Source organism: Luteimonas lutimaris (assembly GCF_039537065.1).
GTDB classification, from domain to species: domain Bacteria; phylum Pseudomonadota; class Gammaproteobacteria; order Xanthomonadales; family Xanthomonadaceae; genus Luteimonas; species Luteimonas lutimaris.
In genome coordinates this window covers 120,676-135,507 of record NZ_BAAAZU010000003.1, presented here as the reverse complement: position 1 = coordinate 135,507, position 14,832 = coordinate 120,676, and the positions used below count along the sequence as shown (strand labels likewise).

At 64.1% G+C, this 14,832-nt stretch carries 10 protein-coding genes, 2 tRNA genes, 3 rRNA genes and 1 other RNA gene; 9 read left to right on the top strand and 7 right to left on the bottom strand.

From position 1 onward, the window contains the following. The first annotated feature begins 77 nt into the window (after positions 1 to 77). Positions 78 to 1,412 carry a Xaa-Pro dipeptidase gene (pepQ, locus tag ABD679_RS02725; protein WP_344758406.1) on the top strand — a complete coding sequence of 445 codons (1,335 nt, stop codon included), beginning with the start codon at positions 78 to 80 and terminating at the stop codon, positions 1,410 to 1,412. 81 nt (positions 1,413 to 1,493) lie between these two features. Here pepQ and ABD679_RS02720 read toward each other — a convergent pair whose 3' ends face one another. Both ABD679_RS02720 and ABD679_RS02715 read right to left on the bottom strand, forming a co-directional pair. Continuing rightward, positions 1,494 to 2,819, bottom strand: a complete 1,326-nt coding sequence (locus tag ABD679_RS02720) for an aminopeptidase P N-terminal domain-containing protein (protein WP_344758405.1) — start codon at positions 2,817 to 2,819, stop codon at positions 1,494 to 1,496. A 36-nt stretch (positions 2,820 to 2,855) separates the two neighbouring features. After that, positions 2,856 to 3,401 carry a UPF0149 family protein gene (locus ABD679_RS02715; protein WP_344758404.1) on the bottom strand — a complete coding sequence of 182 codons (546 nt, stop codon included), beginning with the start codon at positions 3,399 to 3,401 and terminating at the stop codon, positions 2,856 to 2,858. Between the two features lie 122 nt (positions 3,402 to 3,523). Between ABD679_RS02715 and ABD679_RS02710 the strand changes: the two genes are divergently transcribed. The 7 genes from ABD679_RS02710 (at position 3,524) to rpiA (ending at position 8,421) form a co-directional block, all read left to right on the top strand. Next, entirely contained in the window at positions 3,524 to 5,725 is a 2,202-nt protein-coding gene (locus ABD679_RS02710) for a putative bifunctional diguanylate cyclase/phosphodiesterase (protein WP_344758403.1), read from the top strand. Between the two features lie 31 nt (positions 5,726 to 5,756). Beyond that, positions 5,757 to 5,978 (top strand): TIGR02449 family protein, encoded by a 222-nt coding sequence (locus tag ABD679_RS02705; protein WP_344758402.1) that lies wholly within the window; start codon positions 5,757 to 5,759, stop codon positions 5,976 to 5,978. Continuing rightward, positions 5,975 to 6,268 carry a cell division protein ZapA gene (locus ABD679_RS02700; protein WP_344758401.1) on the top strand — a complete coding sequence of 98 codons (294 nt, stop codon included), beginning with the start codon at positions 5,975 to 5,977 and terminating at the stop codon, positions 6,266 to 6,268. The genes ABD679_RS02705 and ABD679_RS02700 overlap by 4 nt, the downstream gene beginning before the upstream one ends. A 91-nt stretch (positions 6,269 to 6,359) precedes the next feature. Further along, positions 6,360 to 6,545: non-coding RNA, 6S RNA (ssrS, locus tag ABD679_RS02695), on the top strand. 76 nt (positions 6,546 to 6,621) lie between these two features. Then, the gene (locus ABD679_RS02690) at positions 6,622 to 7,209 is read left to right on the top strand and encodes a 5-formyltetrahydrofolate cyclo-ligase (RefSeq protein ID WP_344758400.1); all 588 of its coding nucleotides are present in this window, start codon (positions 6,622 to 6,624) and stop codon (positions 7,207 to 7,209) included. After that, a complete protein-coding gene (locus ABD679_RS02685) occupies positions 7,206 to 7,682 on the top strand; it encodes an EVE domain-containing protein (protein ID WP_344758399.1) in 477 nt (158 codons plus the stop codon). The genes ABD679_RS02690 and ABD679_RS02685 overlap by 4 nt, the downstream gene beginning before the upstream one ends. A gap of 91 nt (positions 7,683 to 7,773) precedes the next feature. Next, the gene (gene rpiA, locus ABD679_RS02680) at positions 7,774 to 8,421 is read left to right on the top strand and encodes a ribose-5-phosphate isomerase RpiA (RefSeq protein ID WP_344758398.1); all 648 of its coding nucleotides are present in this window, start codon (positions 7,774 to 7,776) and stop codon (positions 8,419 to 8,421) included. Between the two features lie 145 nt (positions 8,422 to 8,566). Here rpiA and rrf read toward each other — a convergent pair. The 5 genes from rrf to ABD679_RS02655 all read right to left on the bottom strand — a co-directional run bounded on the left by rrf (position 8,567) and on the right by ABD679_RS02655 (position 13,763). Further along, positions 8,567 to 8,680, bottom strand: a 5S ribosomal RNA gene (gene rrf / locus ABD679_RS02675). A 178-nt stretch (positions 8,681 to 8,858) separates the two neighbouring features. After that, positions 8,859 to 11,738, bottom strand: a 23S ribosomal RNA gene (locus tag ABD679_RS02670). Between the two features lie 216 nt (positions 11,739 to 11,954). Continuing rightward, positions 11,955 to 12,031, bottom strand: a tRNA-Ile gene (locus ABD679_RS02665). Positions 12,032 to 12,048: 17 nt separating this feature from the next. Then, positions 12,049 to 12,124: transfer RNA gene (locus tag ABD679_RS02660), tRNA-Ala, on the bottom strand. 94 nt (positions 12,125 to 12,218) lie between these two features. Next, positions 12,219 to 13,763: ribosomal RNA gene (locus tag ABD679_RS02655) — 16S ribosomal RNA — on the bottom strand. Together the 16S, 23S and 5S rRNA genes with 2 tRNA genes alongside form the textbook arrangement of a ribosomal RNA operon. A gap of 607 nt (positions 13,764 to 14,370) precedes the next feature. On the opposite strand from ABD679_RS02655, the gene ABD679_RS02650 reads away from it, so the two are divergent. Continuing rightward, positions 14,371 to 14,829, top strand: coding sequence for a DUF192 domain-containing protein (locus ABD679_RS02650; RefSeq protein WP_344758397.1), 459 nt, complete (start codon positions 14,371 to 14,373; stop codon positions 14,827 to 14,829). Positions 14,830 to 14,832: the final 3 nt, after the last annotated feature.

Below are 14,832 nucleotides of genomic sequence, written 5' to 3'. Positions count from 1 at the left end.
GGCCATTCCGCGCCGTGTCGCTGCAGCGGCATGGCGGTTGCGGCAGAATGCCGGGACACTTCCATCGCACCCCACCGATGACCCAAGACATTGCCGCCCTGTACGCCGGGCACCTGGACGTCCTCAAGCAACGCGCCGACACCGCGCTCGAACGCGCCGGCCTCGACCACCTCGTCGTGCCCAGCGGCACCCTGCATTACCAGGTGTTCGACGACCGCGACTACCCGTACGCCGTCAATCCGCAGTTCAAGGCCTGGCTGCCGCTGGTCCGCAATCCCGGCAGTTGGCTGGTGTACACGCCGGGACAGCGGCCGAAGCTGGTCTACCTGCAGCCGCACGACTACTGGCACGTGGTGCCGGAAGCCCCGTCCGGCTACTGGCCGGAGCACTTCGACGTGGTCGTGATCCGCAGCGCCGACGAGGCGCAGCGGCACCTGCCGAAAAACGCCACCCGCTGCGCGATCCTCGGCGAACCGCAGAGTGCACTGGGCCAGTACGGTGCGTTCAAGCCCGACAACCCGCCGGCGGTGGTCGACTACCTCGAATACCAGCGCGCCTACAAGACGCCGTACGAGATCGCGATGATGCGCGAGGCCACGCGCCGCGGCGTGCGCGCGCACCGCGCCGCCGAGCGCGCCTTCCGCGCCGGCGCCAGTGAATTCGGCATCCACCTGGCCTACTGCCAGGCTGCCGGCCAGGACAGCACCGAGCTGCCCTACGGCAACATCGTCGCCCTCAACGAGCACGGCGCGGTGCTGCACTACACCGAACTCGGGCGCCTGCCGCCCAAGCCGGTGCGCAGCTTCCTGATCGACGCCGGTGCCAGCCACGCCGGCTATGCCTGCGACATCACGCGCACCTACTCGGCCGACGCTTCCGACGAATTCCAGTCGATGATCGACGCGGTCGACGTCGCGCAGCAGAAACTCTGCGCCGACGTCCGCGCCGGCACCGACTACAAGCAGCTGCACCTGGACGCACACCTGGCGCTGGCCGCGGTGCTGAAGGACTTCGGCGTGCTCAAGGTCTCGCCCGAGGAGGCGCTGGCGAAGGGCGTGAGCGCCGCGTTCTTCCCGCACGGCCTGGGCCACGGCATCGGTCTGCAGGTGCACGACGTCGCCGGCTTCGCCGCCTCCGACGCCGGCGGCAGGATCGAACCGCCCGACGGCCACCCGTTCCTGCGCCTGACCCGCGTGCTGGAGCCCGGCATGGTGGTGACCATCGAACCGGGCGTGTACTTCATCGACATGCTGCTGGAGAAACTCAGGCAGGACGGCCATGCCGACGCCGTCGACTGGTCGCGCGTGGACGCCTTCCGCCCGTACGGCGGCATCCGCATCGAGGACGACGTGGTGTGCACGGACGACGCACCGGTGAACCTGACCCGCGAGGAGTTCGCGAACCTGGGGTGACCCTGGCGGCGCGGAGGCCCCGGCCTTCCCTCAGGCAGGCCGGAATGCCCGCGGCGATGGCGCGCAGGCAGGCTGCCCGCGCTACCGTGCCGCCATGAACGCTTCGATCTCGTCGGCGCTGCGCGCCAGCCCTTCGGTCAGCACTTCGTGGCCGTCCTCGGTGACGGCCACGTCGTCCTCCGTGCGGATGCCGATGCCGCGCCACTTCGCCGCGACCGAGGTGTCATCCGGCGCGATGTAGAGGCCCGGTTCGATGGTGAACACCATCCCCGGCTCGAGCAGGCGCGATTCGCCGTCGATGCGGTAATCACCGACGTCGTGCACGTCCAGGCCGATCCAGTGCCCGGTCTTGTGGCGGTAGAAGCGCCGGTAGCTGCCGTCGGCGATGTTCTTTTCCAGCTTGCCCTTGAGCAGGCCCAGCCGGAGCAGGCCTTCGGTCAGGGTCTCGACCGCGGCATCGTGGCCGGCCGCGTACGGCACGCCCGGCCGCGCCTGCGCCAGCGCGGCGGCCTGCGCGGCGCCGACCAGGTCGTGCAGCGCGCGCTGCGCCTTGCCGAAGCGGCCGTTGACCGGGAACGTGCGCGTGATGTCGGCCGCGTAGCCGCCGATCTCCGCGCCGGCATCGACCAGCACCAGGTCGCCGTCCTTCGCCTTCGCGGCGTTGGCGATGTAGTGCAGCACGCAGCCGTTGGCGCCGGCACCGACGATGGTGCCGTAGGCCGGGTAGCCGTCGTGGGCGCGGAACACGCGCTCGATCTCCGCCTGCAGCTCGTACTCGTGCACGCCCGGCCGCGCCGCGCGCATCGCCGCCTGATGCGCGAGCACGGTGACCTGCGCGGCCTTGCGCATCAGCCTGAGTTCGTCGGCGGTCTTGAACAGGCGCATCTCGTCGAGCAGGTGGCCCAGTTCGAGGAATTCGTGCGGCGACTGCGCGCCGCGCCGCACCTGCGCGCGCACGCGGTTGACCCAGCCGATCAGCTTGAGGTCGAAGTCGGTGTCGCGCCCGAAGTGGTAGTACACCCGGGTGCGGCCTTCGAGCAGGCCGGGCAGGATCTCGTCGATGTCGTCGATCGCGTAGGCGTCGTCCATGCCGAATGCCTCGACCGCGCCCTCCGGGCCGATGCGCGGCCCGTCCCAGGCCTCGCGGTCAGGGTCGCGCTCGCGGCAGAACAGCAGGCTCTCGCCGTGCTTGCGGCCGGGCACCAGCACCAGCACGGCCTCCGGCTCCGGGAAGCCGGCCAGGTACAGCAGGTCCGAATCCTGCCGGTACGGATAGTGGGTATCACGGCTGCGCACGCGCTCGGGCGCGGCGGGCAGTACCAGGATCGCGTCGTTGCCGGCCATGCGCATGAGCTGCCTGCGGCGGCGCGCGTAGCGGGTGCGCGGGATCGAAGGAATACGTGCCATGTCTTGCGGAATGCGTTGGCGCCGGCCGCGGGCCGGTCAGTTGAGGGAATTGCGGTGCCGGGGTCCGAGTGCGCAGTCGCCGTGCAGCAGCAAGGTCGCCACGCGCACGAATTCCTCGATCTCGACGAGCGCCTGCTCGTCCTCCTCGTCACCGTCGTCCTGCGGCTTCGCGGCGGCCAGGCGCGCGATATCGGCCAGCGCTTCGCTGCCTTCCTCCGACAGCGGCGGGTCCTTGCCCGCCGCCAGGCCGAATGCGCCGAGGAACCCGCGGCACCACTCGAACAGCGCACCGCTGCGCTCGGCCAGGCCGGCGTCGCCATCGGGCAGCAACAGGGCGAAACCGAAATTGCCGTCCTCGAACTGCGCCGCGCTGGCCTTCGCCATCCGGTCCAGGGCACTGCCCTCGACGACGCTGGGCCGGGCATCGTCCGCCAGCACCTTGCCCAGCCAGTCCGCGCCGTCGCCACCGCCGCCGGCAAGCCAGCCGCACAGCGAACCGTGCAGTTCCGACGCGCCGACGCCGAGGCCCAGCGCGCGGCTGGCGTCTTCTATTTCATGCAGGGCAGGCAGGGCCGGCGACAAGGCGAATGACCGGAATCAGGGGCCGCTAGTGTAGCAACGCGACCGGCGTGGCCGCGGCGCACTTCCGCTTTCGTATCTGGATTACACTGCCTCGGCCGCGGGGAGGCGGCGAGGGGGGTGCCTTGACCGATCACGCCGACCTGCTGATGCTGGGATTCCTCCTCCTGGTGCTGGTGCTGGTCGCCGCACTGGCCGTCCTGACCACACTCCGGCGGCGCAGCGAGCGCGCCTACGTGTCCCAGCTGCGTGAACGCGAGGAGCGCCTGAAGCTGGCGCTCTGGGCCACCGGCGAACACTACTGGGACTACGACCTGTCCACCGGCAAGCTGCTGCGCGCGCAGCCCGACGAAACGGTCGATGACAGCCTGCCGCGCCTGCCCGGGCCGGTCGAACTGGACCAGGTGATCCACCCCGACGACCTGCCGCTCGCGCGCGAACGCCTGCAGGCCTACCTCGACGGCGCGACGCGGATGTTCCGCTCCGAGCACCGCGTGCTCGACACCAATGGCGAGTGGGTCTGGATCCGCGCCCGCGGGCGCGCAGTGGAACGCGACCGCGACGGCAAGGTCGTGCGCATGGCCGGCACCGCGCTCAACATCACCGGCGACCGCCAGGTCGAGCGCGAGCGCATGATCGCCAGCGCCGTGCTGCGCAACATGAACGAGGCGGTGACCGTCCTCGACCGCGACTTCCGCTTCGTCTCGGTCAACCCGGCCTTCACCCGCATGACCGGCTACGAGGACGCCGAGGTCGCCGGGCGCAGCGCGGACCTGCTCGACAGCAGCCAGCACGACCCGGCCTTCTACCGGCACGTGCGCGACATCGCCATCCGCCAGGGACGTTTCTCCGGCGAGATGTGGCAGCGACGCAAGGACGGCGAGGAATTCCTGTGCGCGATCGAGACCGGCACCGTGCCGGGCGTCGAGGGCGAGCCACCGCTGTACGTCGCGGTGCTCAGCGACATCACCCAGCAAAAGCGCGCCGAACAGGAGCTGCGCTACCTGGCCAACTTCGACACCCTGACCAACCTGCCCAACCGCAGCCTGCTCTCGGAGCGGCTGTCGCGCGCCATCGTGCGTGCGCGGCGCGAGAACAACCGCGTGGCGGTGCTGTTCCTCGACCTGGACCGCTTCAAGGACATCAACGACTCGCTCGGCCACGCGGCCGGCGACCGCATCCTGCGCTCGGCCGCGGTGCGCCTGCAGCAGACCGTCGGCCAGCACCACACCGTCGCCCGCCTGAGCGGCGACGAGTTCACGGTGGTGCTGGAAAACCTCGACGACCCCGGCGAGGCCGACCGGACCGCGCGCGAGGTCATCATGGCGTTCGAGGCGCCGCTGATCATCGACGAGCGCCAGGAGGTTTCGATCTCGCCTTCGATCGGCATCAGCATCTATCCCGACCACGGCCAGGTGCCGACCGAGCTGCTCAAGCAGGCCGACACCGCGATGTACCAGGCCAAGGCCGCCGGGCGCCGCACCTTCGTGCGCTATGACGACTCGATGGACATGTCGATCCGGCAGCGCGCGACCATCGCCGGTGCGCTGCGCAAGGTCATCGACCGCAACGAGCTGCACCTTGTCTACCAGCCGCGGCTGGCACTCGGCAGTTCGCGCATCACCGGCGTAGAGGCGCTGCTGCGCTGGAACAGCGCGAAGTACGGCGAGATCCCCCCGAGCGAGTTCATTCCGCTGGCCGAGGAAAGCGGCCTGATCCTGGAGATCGGTGAATGGGTCCTGCGCGAGGCCTGCCTGACCCTGCACCGCTGGCGCCAGCACGGCCTGCACGAGCTGGGCATGGCGGTCAACATGTCGGTGCTGCAGCTGCTGCGCGGCAACTTCCCCGACGTGGTGCGCCGCATCCTGGCCGACACCGGCGTGCCGCCCGGCGCACTGGAACTCGAACTGACCGAAAGCGTGCTGATGGCCAACGCGGCGCAGACCGCCAACAAGCTGCAGGCATTCCGCCAGCTGGGCGTCTCGCTGGCGATCGACGACTTCGGTACAGGCTATTCCTCGCTCGCCTACCTCAAGCGCCTGCCGATCACGACGATCAAGATCGACAAGGAATTCATCGGCGACCTCAGCCGCGACCCGGACGACGCCGCCATCACCAGCACGGTGATCACGATGGCCCACTCGCTGGGCCTGAACGTGGTCGCCGAGGGCGTGGAGACCGAGGCCCAGATGCACTTCCTGCGCGACCACGCCTGCGACGAGGTGCAGGGGTTCTGGATCTCGCCGCCGCTGGAGGCGCACGCCTGCCTGGCCTTCGTCCAGCAGTGGGGCCGCCGCCCGGCCGGTGCCGCCCCGGCGGCGCCTTGACCGCCCCCCGCCGCGTGCCTATCGTGCCGACATGGACAGCCCCGACGTGATCGAACAACTGCGTGCGCTCGCCGGGCGTCTGGATGCAGTGGCCGATCGCAGCCAGCGGCTGGCCGAGGAAAACCGCAGCCTGCGCCAGCAGCATGAACAGCTGGCCGGGGAACGCGCCCAGTTGCTGGCCAAGAACGAACAGGCGCGCTCACGCGTCGAGGCGATGATCGCGCGGCTCAAGTCGCTGGAGCAGCACACATGAGCGGCAACGAACCGGCCAGCGTCCGCATCCTCGACCGCGAATACACCGTCGGCGTCGAACCGGGCGAACGCGAGGGCCTGATGGCGGCCGCCAAACTGCTGGACACGCGGATGCGCGAGGTGCGCGGCGCCAACCGCATGGCCGCGATCGACCGCGTCGCGGTGCTGGCCGCGCTCAACTTCGCCCACGAACTGCAGCAGCTGCGCGACGAGACCGAACGTCGCGACACCGAGATCACGCGCACGCTGGGCGAACTGCAGCGCAAGCTCGATGCACTGCTCGATGCCTGAGCGCCGCGCGCGGCACCCTGACCCCATGTGCCATGAACGCCAGCCGACAGGCGGGCGTGTCGCTGCGTACCCGCGCGCTATACTGCGCGTGCGTTCTCTGCCGTGATCGACGGCGTGCACAAACATACGCCTTGTCCCTTAATGACGACCACGGGGGCGCAGTGGAAACCGGGTGTGCAAGCCCGCCTCGCAGCGGTAAGCCCGATGGATTCCCGGCGCTCCCACTTGAACCCCGGGTTCAAGGTCGTTTGGCATGCATCGACATGGCGGAGGACGTATTCATTGCCTGCGGGGGCTGATTCGCACGCACATCGCGGCGCGCCTGCTGCCGTCGCTACGCGGACGGACCGGGCATGAGCCAGGGCGGCAAGGCACTGCGCCGTTCCATCCGCGAACTTCGCCGCGCGACGCCCGCAAGCGAGCGCATCGCCGCGGCCGAGCGCCTGGCCGAACGCCTGATGGCCCTTCCTTTCGCACCACGCGACGGCCACGTTGCCGGCTACTGGGCGGTCGACGGTGAAATCGGGCTGCATGCCTGGCAGCTGCGCCTCCCCTCCACGCTGACCTACTGCCTGCCGGTGCTGCACGGCGATGTGCTGCGCTTCGCGCCGTGGCGCCCGGGCGACGCACTGGTCTCGAACCGGTACGGAATCCCCGAACCCGACGTCGCCATCGACAACCTGCTTGCCGCCGATGACATGGCGCTCGTCGTCGCGCCGCTGGTCGCCTTCGACGCCCGCTGTCGGCGCCTGGGCATGGGCGCGGGCTGGTACGATCGCAGCTTCGCGTTCCGTCGCGGGCGCGCCGCCCCGCCGTGGCTGGTGGGCGCCGCATTCGCCTCGCAGCAGGTGGACGCGATCGCGGCCGAGCCCTGGGACGTGCCCATGGACGCGGTCTGTACCGAACTCGACACCCTGGCGGCCCCGCAAGAATCCCGATGAGCCCACGCAAGCGCTACTGGCTGATGAAATCCGAGCCAACGGACTTCTCGATCGACGACCTGCAGCGCGTCGGCACCGAACCGTGGACCGGTGTGCGCAACTACCAGGCGCGCAACTTCATGCGCGACGGCATGCAGATAGGCGACGGCGTGCTGTTCTACCACTCCAATTGCGACGTTCCCGGTGTCTACGGCGTCGCCGAGGTCGCCAGCACCGCCTACCCGGACCCGACCCAGTTCCAGAAGAAGTCGAAATACTTCGATCCCAAGACAACGCGCGAGGAACCGCGCTGGTTCCTGGTCGACGTCGGCTTCGTGCGCAAGCTCGACGCACCGATTCCGCTGGAAACCATCCGCGCGCACGCCGACGCCCTGGGCGAGGAGTTCGCGCTGATCCGCAAGGGATCGCGGCTGTCGGTGCTGCCGGTCACGGCTGCGCAGTGGAAAGTACTGCTGGCACTGGAAGCGAAGTGACTGGCGGCGCCTTCCCCCGGCCATGATGGCCACGAGTCGTGGCTGAAGCCGCTCCTGCGAATCACCAATCACCAACCACCAATCACGCCCCATGACCGAAGCCAAGCGGATCGCCGCCGAAAAGGCCATTGAATTCGTCGAAGACGGCATGATCGTCGGCGTCGGCACCGGTTCCACGGTGGCCTACTTCATCGATGCGCTGGCAGGCCTGCGACACAGGATCGAGGGCGCCGTCTCGAGTTCCGACCAGAGCAGCGCGCGCCTGCGCGGGCACGGCATCGAGGTGATCGACCTCAACAACGCCGGCCGGCTGGCGCTCTACGTCGACGGCGCCGACGAGTGCGACCCCAGGAAGTGCCTGATCAAGGGCGGCGGCGCCGCCCTCACGCGCGAAAAGATCATCGCCGAAGCCAGCGACAAGTTCATCTGCATCATCGACCCGAGCAAGCAGGTCGATGTCCTGGGCCGGTTCCCGCTGCCGGTCGAGGTGATTCCGATGGCCCGCAGCCTGGTGGCCCGTGCGATCGTCGCCGCCACCGGCGCGCAGCCGGTCTGGCGCGAGGGCGTGGAAACCGACAACGGCAACTGGATCCTGGACGTGCACGGGCTGCGGATCACCGAACCGCTGGTCCTCGAACGCGAGCTCAACCAGATCCCCGGGGTCGTCAGCGTCGGCCTGTTCGCACGGCGCCCGGCCGACGTGGTCATCGTGGGAAGCGAACCGCCGACCGTTCTCTGACTTTGTTCTGACCGTACTCCGGCCGCAGTCGCGGCCGCCTGACGGGAAATCCTCAACTCCCGAATCCTGCATTTCCAGCAGCGGCAGGGACGTTGCGTCAAAAAAGAAACCCCGCAACCTGGGTTGCGGGGTTTCGGGGTAAAGACCCTGGCAATGACCTACTCTCGCATGCTAGATGCACACTACCATCGGCGCGTGCGCGTTTCACTTCCGAGTTCGGGATGGGATCGGGTGGTTCCACGCAGCTATTGTCACCAGGGAGAGGGTGGAGGGTCGCGAAGCCGGTGGATTGGCCTGTTCAACGCGCACACGCTCTCGTTGGTTGCCTCGGAACAAACCCATGGAACGGGTCTGCCGTTGGCGAATAAGTTGGGACGTAGCGAAACTTTTGGTTCGAACATCGACGTGCCGTCGAGTCCAAGGCCACTTGAGGTTATATGGTCAAGCCACACGGATCATTAGTACAGGTTAGCTCAACACATTGCTGTGCTTACACACCCTGCCTATCAACCACCTGGTCTTGATGGTTCCTTCAGGGGGCTTGTGCCCCGGGAGATCTCATCTTGAGGCGCGCTTCCCGCTTAGATGCTTTCAGCGGTTATCGCTTCCGAATATAGCTACCCGGCAATGCCACTGGCGTGACAACCGGAACACCAGAGATTCGTCCACTCCGGTCCTCTCGTACTAGGAGCAGCCCCTCTCAAATCTCCAACGCCCATGGCAGATAGGGACCGAACTGTCTCACGACGTTCTGAACCCAGCTCGCGTACCACTTTAAATGGCGAACAGCCATACCCTTGGGACCGACTACAGCCCCAGGATGTGATGAGCCGACATCGAGGTGCCAAACACCGCCGTCGATATGAACTCTTGGGCGGTATCAGCCTGTTATCCCCGGAGTACCTTTTATCCGTTGAGCGATGGCCCTTCCATACAGAACCACCGGATCACTAAGTCCTACTTTCGTACCTGCTTGATCCGTCGATCTTGCAGTCAAGCACGCTTATGCCTTTGCACACAGTGCGCGATGTCCGACCGCGCTGAGCGTACCTTCGAGCTCCTCCGTTACTCTTTGGGAGGAGACCGCCCCAGTCAAACTACCCACCACACACGGTCCCCGACCCGGATTACGGGCCCAGGTTAGAACGTCAAGCACGACAGGGTGGTATTTCAAGGATGGCTCCACTGCAGCTAGCGCCACAGTTTCACAGCCTCCCACCTATCCTACACAGACGAACTCAACGTTCAGTGTGAAGCTATAGTAAAGGTTCACGGGGTCTTTCCGTCTTGCCACGGGAACGCTGCATCTTCACAGCGATTTCAATTTCACTGAGTCTCGGGTGGAGACAGCGCCGCTGTCGTTACGCCATTCGTGCAGGTCGGAACTTACCCGACAAGGAATTTCGCTACCTTAGGACCGTTATAGTTACGGCCGCCGTTTACCGGGGCTTCGATCAAGAGCTTCGCCTTGCGGCTGACCCCATCAATTAACCTTCCGGCACCGGGCAGGCGTCACACCCTATACGTCCACTTTCGTGTTTGCAGAGTGCTGTGTTTTTGATAAACAGTCGCAGCGGCCTGGTATCTGCGGCCCCCCTCAGCCCAGCCACGCATGTGGCCACCAAAGGGGGCGTACCTTCTCCCGAAGTTACGGTACCATTTTGCCTAGTTCCTTCACCCGAGTTCTCTCAAGCGCCTGAGAATTCTCATCCTACCCACCTGTGTCGGTTTACGGTACGGTCTGCACAAGCTGAAGCTTAGGAGCTTTTCCTGGAAGCGTGGTATCAGTCACTTCGCTCTAATGAGCTCGTCTCGGTGCTCGGAATAAAGGATCCCGGATTTGCCAAAGATCCATTCCTACCGCCTTTCCCCGGGACAACCAACGCCCGGTAGACCTAACCTTCTCCGTCCCTCCATCGCACTTGTGCGAGGTGCTGGAATATTAACCAGCTTCCCATCGACTACGCATTTCTGCCTCGCCTTAGGGGCCGACTCACCCTGCGTCGATTAACGTTGCGCAAGGAAACCTTGGGCTTTCGGCGTGCGGGCTTTTCACCCGCATTATCGTTACTCATGTCAGCATTCGCACTTCCGATACCTCCAGCAGACTTCTCAATCCACCTTCACCGGCTTACGGAACGCTCCTCTACCGCGCATACCAGAAGGTATGCACCCCAAGCTTCGGTTTACCGCTTAGCCCCGTTAAATCTTCCGCGCAGACCGACTCGACCAGTGAGCTATTACGCTTTCTTTAAAGGATGGCTGCTTCTAAGCCAACCTCCTGGCTGTCTGTGCCTTTCCACATCGTTTTCCACTTAGCGGTAATTTGGGACCTTAGCTGTGGGTCTGGGTTGTTTCCCTTTTCACGACGAACGTTAGCACCCGCCGTGTGTCTCCCGCATAGTCTGTCTTGGTATTCGGAGTTTGCCATGGTTTGGTAAGTCGCAATGACCCCCTAGCCATAACAGTGCTCTACCCCCAAGAAGATTCGTGCGAGGCGCTACCTAAATAGCTTTCGAGGAGAACCAGCTATCTCCGGGTTCGATTAGCTTTTCACTCCTAATCACACCTCATCCCCTACCTTTGCAACGGGAGTGGGTTCGGGCCTCCAGTACCTGTTACGGTACCTTCACCCTGGGCATGACTAGATCACCCGGTTTCGGGTCTACTGCCCGCGACTATGCGCCCTTATCAGACTCGGTTTCCCTTCGCCTCCCCTATACGGTTAAGCTCGCCACGAACAGTAAGTCGCTGACCCATTATACAAAAGGTACGCAGTCACCCCGAAGGGCTCCTACTGCTTGTACGCACACGGTTTCAGGGTCTATTTCACTCCCTTCACCAGGGTTCTTTTCGCCTTTCCCTCACGGTACTGGTTCACTATCGGTCGGTCAGGAGTATTTAGCCTTGGAGGATGGTCCCCCCATGTTCAGACAGGGTTTCACGTGCCCCGCCCTACTCACTTTTCATCATTCCGGCCCTTTCGCATACAGGGCTGTCACCTTCTATGGCCAGTCTTTCCAGACTGCTTTGCTAGAACCGGAACAACTTTTGGGCTGCTCCCCGTTCGCTCGTCGCTACTGGGGGAATCTCGGTTGATTTCTTTTCCTCCGGTTACTTAGATATTTCAGTTCACCGGGTTCGCTTCCAATGGCTATGTATTCACCATTGGATACTCCTTGCGGAGTGGGTTTCCCCATTCGGACATTGCCGGATCAAAGCTTGTTGCCAGCTCCCCGACACTTTTCGCAGGCTGCCACGTCCTTCATCGCCTCTGACCGCCAAGGCATCCACCGTGTGCGCTTATTCGCTTGACCATATAACCCCAAGTCGCCTCGGGATCACATAACCAGTCGTCGCGAATATCAACGACATTCAAATGTTTAGGGGCTTGATGCCCCCGCCTTAGCCTCTACGACACGTTTGGATATTCGTCTCAAACGCTCGCTACGTCCCAGTTTTTCAAAGAACAGGACCCCGGCCACAATGCCGGACTCCAATCAGATCTTCGTGTGCGCTGTCGACATCCAGGATGGTGGGTCTGGGAGGACTCGAACCACCGGCCTCACCCTTATCAGGGGTGCGCTCTAACCACCTGAGCTACAGACCCAATGTTTCATTGCCAGATGGTGGAGCCAGTCGGGATCGAACCGACGACCCCCTGCTTGCAAAGCAGGTGCTCTCCCAGCTGAGCTATGGCCCCGAAAGGGGTCGGTCCCCCGGCTTTCGCCGTGGAACTCCTGGATGCAGGTCACTTGTGCGGACGCCTGACAGGCAATTAGCTGTCTTTAGTCTCTAAAGGAGGTGATCCAGCCGCACCTTCCGATACGGCTACCTTGTTACGACTTCACCCCAGTCATCGGCCACACCGTGGCAAGCGCCCTCCCGAAGGTTAAGCTACCTGCTTCTGGTGCAACAAACTCCCATGGTGTGACGGGCGGTGTGTACAAGGCCCGGGAACGTATTCACCGCAGCAATGCTGATCTGCGATTACTAGCGATTCCGACTTCACGGAGTCGAGTTGCAGACTCCGATCCGGACTGAGAGAAGGTTTCTGGGATTGGCTTGCCCTCGCGGGTTTGCAGCCCTCTGTCCTTCCCATTGTAGTACGTGTGTAGCCCTGGCCGTAAGGGCCATGATGACTTGACGTCATCCCCACCTTCCTCCGGTTTGTCACCGGCGGTCTCCTTAGAGTTCCCACCATTACGTGCTGGCAACTAAGGACAAGGGTTGCGCTCGTTGCGGGACTTAACCCAACATCTCACGACACGAGCTGACGACAGCCATGCAGCACCTGTGTCACGGTTCCCGAAGGCACCAATCCATCTCTGGAAAGTTCCGTGCATGTCAAGGCCAGGTAAGGTTCTTCGCGTTGCATCGAATTAAACCACATACTCCACCGCTTGTGCGGGCCCCCGTCAATTCCTTTGAGTTTCAGTCTTGCGACCGTACTCCCCAGGCGGCGAACTTAACGCGTTAGCTTCGATACTGAGAGCCAGATTGCTCCCAACATCCAGTTCGCATCGTTTAGGGCGTGGACTACCAGGGTATCTAATCCTGTTTGCTCCCCACGCTTTCGTGCCTCAGTGTCAGTGCTGGTCCAGGCAGTCGCCTTCGCCACGGATGTTCCTCCCGATCTCTACGCATTTCACTGCTACACCGGGAATTCCACTACCCTCTACCGCACTCTAGCCCGCCAGTATCCAATGCAATTCCCAGGTTGAGCCCAGGGCTTTCACATCAGACTTAACGAACCACCTACGCACGCTTTACGCCCAGTAATTCCGAGTAACGCTTGCACCCTTCGTATTACCGCGGCTGCTGGCACGAAGTTAGCCGGTGCTTATTCTTTGGGTACCGTCAGGACAACCGGGTATTAACCGATTGCTTTTCTTTCCCAACAAAAGGGCTTTACAACCCGAAGGCCTTCTTCACCCACGCGGTATGGCTGGATCAGGCTTGCGCCCATTGTCCAATATTCCCCACTGCTGCCTCCCGTAGGAGTCTGGGCCGTGTCTCAGTCCCAGTGTGGCTGATCATCCTCTCAGACCAGCTACGGATCGTCGCCTTGGTGGGCTTTTACCCCGCCAACAAGCTAATCCGACATCGGCTCATCCAATCGCGTAAGGTCTTGCGATCCCCTACTTTCACCCGAAGGTCGTATGCGGTATTAGTCCCGGTTTCCCGAGGTTATCCCCCACGACAGGGTAGATTCCGATGTATTCCTCACCCGTCCGCCACTCGCCACCAAGAGAGCAAGCTCTCTCGTGCTGCCGTTCGACTTGCATGTGTTAGGCCTACCGCCAGCGTTCACTCTGAGCCAGGATCAAACTCTTCACTTAAGTTTTGCGGCTTCCAGCCCCGAAGGACCTTGGCCAATTTCTTGAGTGCAGTCGTCGTCACCGAGCTCCAGAACCACTCGCTTGCAATTGCTTGCATTTGAATTGATTTGGAGACTCTGTTACGAACGCCCTGCAAATGGACAGTCATCCACCTGCCAGACGCCCGCACAAGTCACCTGCGCACACTGTCAAAGATCCGGGGAAGAGGCCTCAGCGCCTGCTTCCGTTGTCGCCCCGACTTTCGTCGAGGTGAGCCGCCCATGATAGCGCGGTTTTTGCTTTCGTCAACACCCAGTTTCGGGTCCGACTTCAGCCTCCCTTCAACGTTGGCCCGGAGGCCGTCCCGTCTGGGGAGCCGCACATTCTAGCGCGGTTTCGGAGGACGTCAACACCTTGTGAAGCGTTTTTTCGTCCCCTCCCGCCTTGTCGCGCCGGCTTGCGCCGACCGCTCCGTGGCGGGGCGCGCATTGTGCATCCGGCGACCCGGTTTGGGAAGGGGGGACGCAGGATTTTTTTCACCGTCGCGACGGCCGCGGCGCTTGACGCCGCGCGGGGGCCTGCCCGATCGTGCGGCCGGACCCCTTAAATCACGCCACGGAGCCTTCCCATGCGCCCGATCCGCATCCTCGCGTCCCTGCTGTTGTGCGCACCCTGCCTGCTGGCGACGGCCTGCGCGGGCGGCGAATGGGTGGAACTTGCCGGCAAGCGCTACACGGTGGAGATCGCCGATACCGACGCCGAGCGCGCCCGCGGCCTGATGTTCCGCGACGAGCTCGGCGCGGACCGCGGCATGCTGTTCATCCACGACCAGCAGGCACCCCAGGCTTACTGGATGAAGAACACGCGGATCCCGCTCGACATCCTGTACTTCGACAACGACCGCAAGCTGGTCTCGCAGCAGCGCGACGTGCCGCCATGCTCGGCCGGCAACCGCTGTCCGCCCTACCCGAGCAACGCGCCGGCGCGCTACGTGCTGGAGCTCAATGCCGGCAACGCGGCGCGGCTCAAGCTCGAGGACGGTACGCAGCTGCGTTTCGGCCCCGGGATCCCCGCGTCGGGCGACTGACCG

Excerpts from the sequence above, each read along its gene's own strand:
- pepQ (WP_344758406.1), top strand. The coding sequence starts at position 78 with ATGACCCAAGACATTGCCGCCCTGTACGCCGGGCACCTGGACGTCCTC.
- ABD679_RS02720 (WP_344758405.1), bottom strand. The coding sequence starts at position 2,819 with ATGGCACGTATTCCTTCGATCCCGCGCACCCGCTACGCGCGCCGCCGC.
- ABD679_RS02705 (WP_344758402.1), top strand. The coding sequence starts at position 5,757 with ATGGACAGCCCCGACGTGATCGAACAACTGCGTGCGCTCGCCGGGCGT.
- ABD679_RS02700 (WP_344758401.1), top strand. The coding sequence starts at position 5,975 with ATGAGCGGCAACGAACCGGCCAGCGTCCGCATCCTCGACCGCGAATAC.
- ABD679_RS02690 (WP_344758400.1), top strand. The coding sequence starts at position 6,622 with ATGAGCCAGGGCGGCAAGGCACTGCGCCGTTCCATCCGCGAACTTCGC.
- ABD679_RS02685 (WP_344758399.1), top strand. The coding sequence starts at position 7,206 with ATGAGCCCACGCAAGCGCTACTGGCTGATGAAATCCGAGCCAACGGAC.
- rpiA (WP_344758398.1), top strand. The coding sequence starts at position 7,774 with ATGACCGAAGCCAAGCGGATCGCCGCCGAAAAGGCCATTGAATTCGTC.
- ABD679_RS02650 (WP_344758397.1), top strand. The coding sequence starts at position 14,371 with ATGCGCCCGATCCGCATCCTCGCGTCCCTGCTGTTGTGCGCACCCTGC.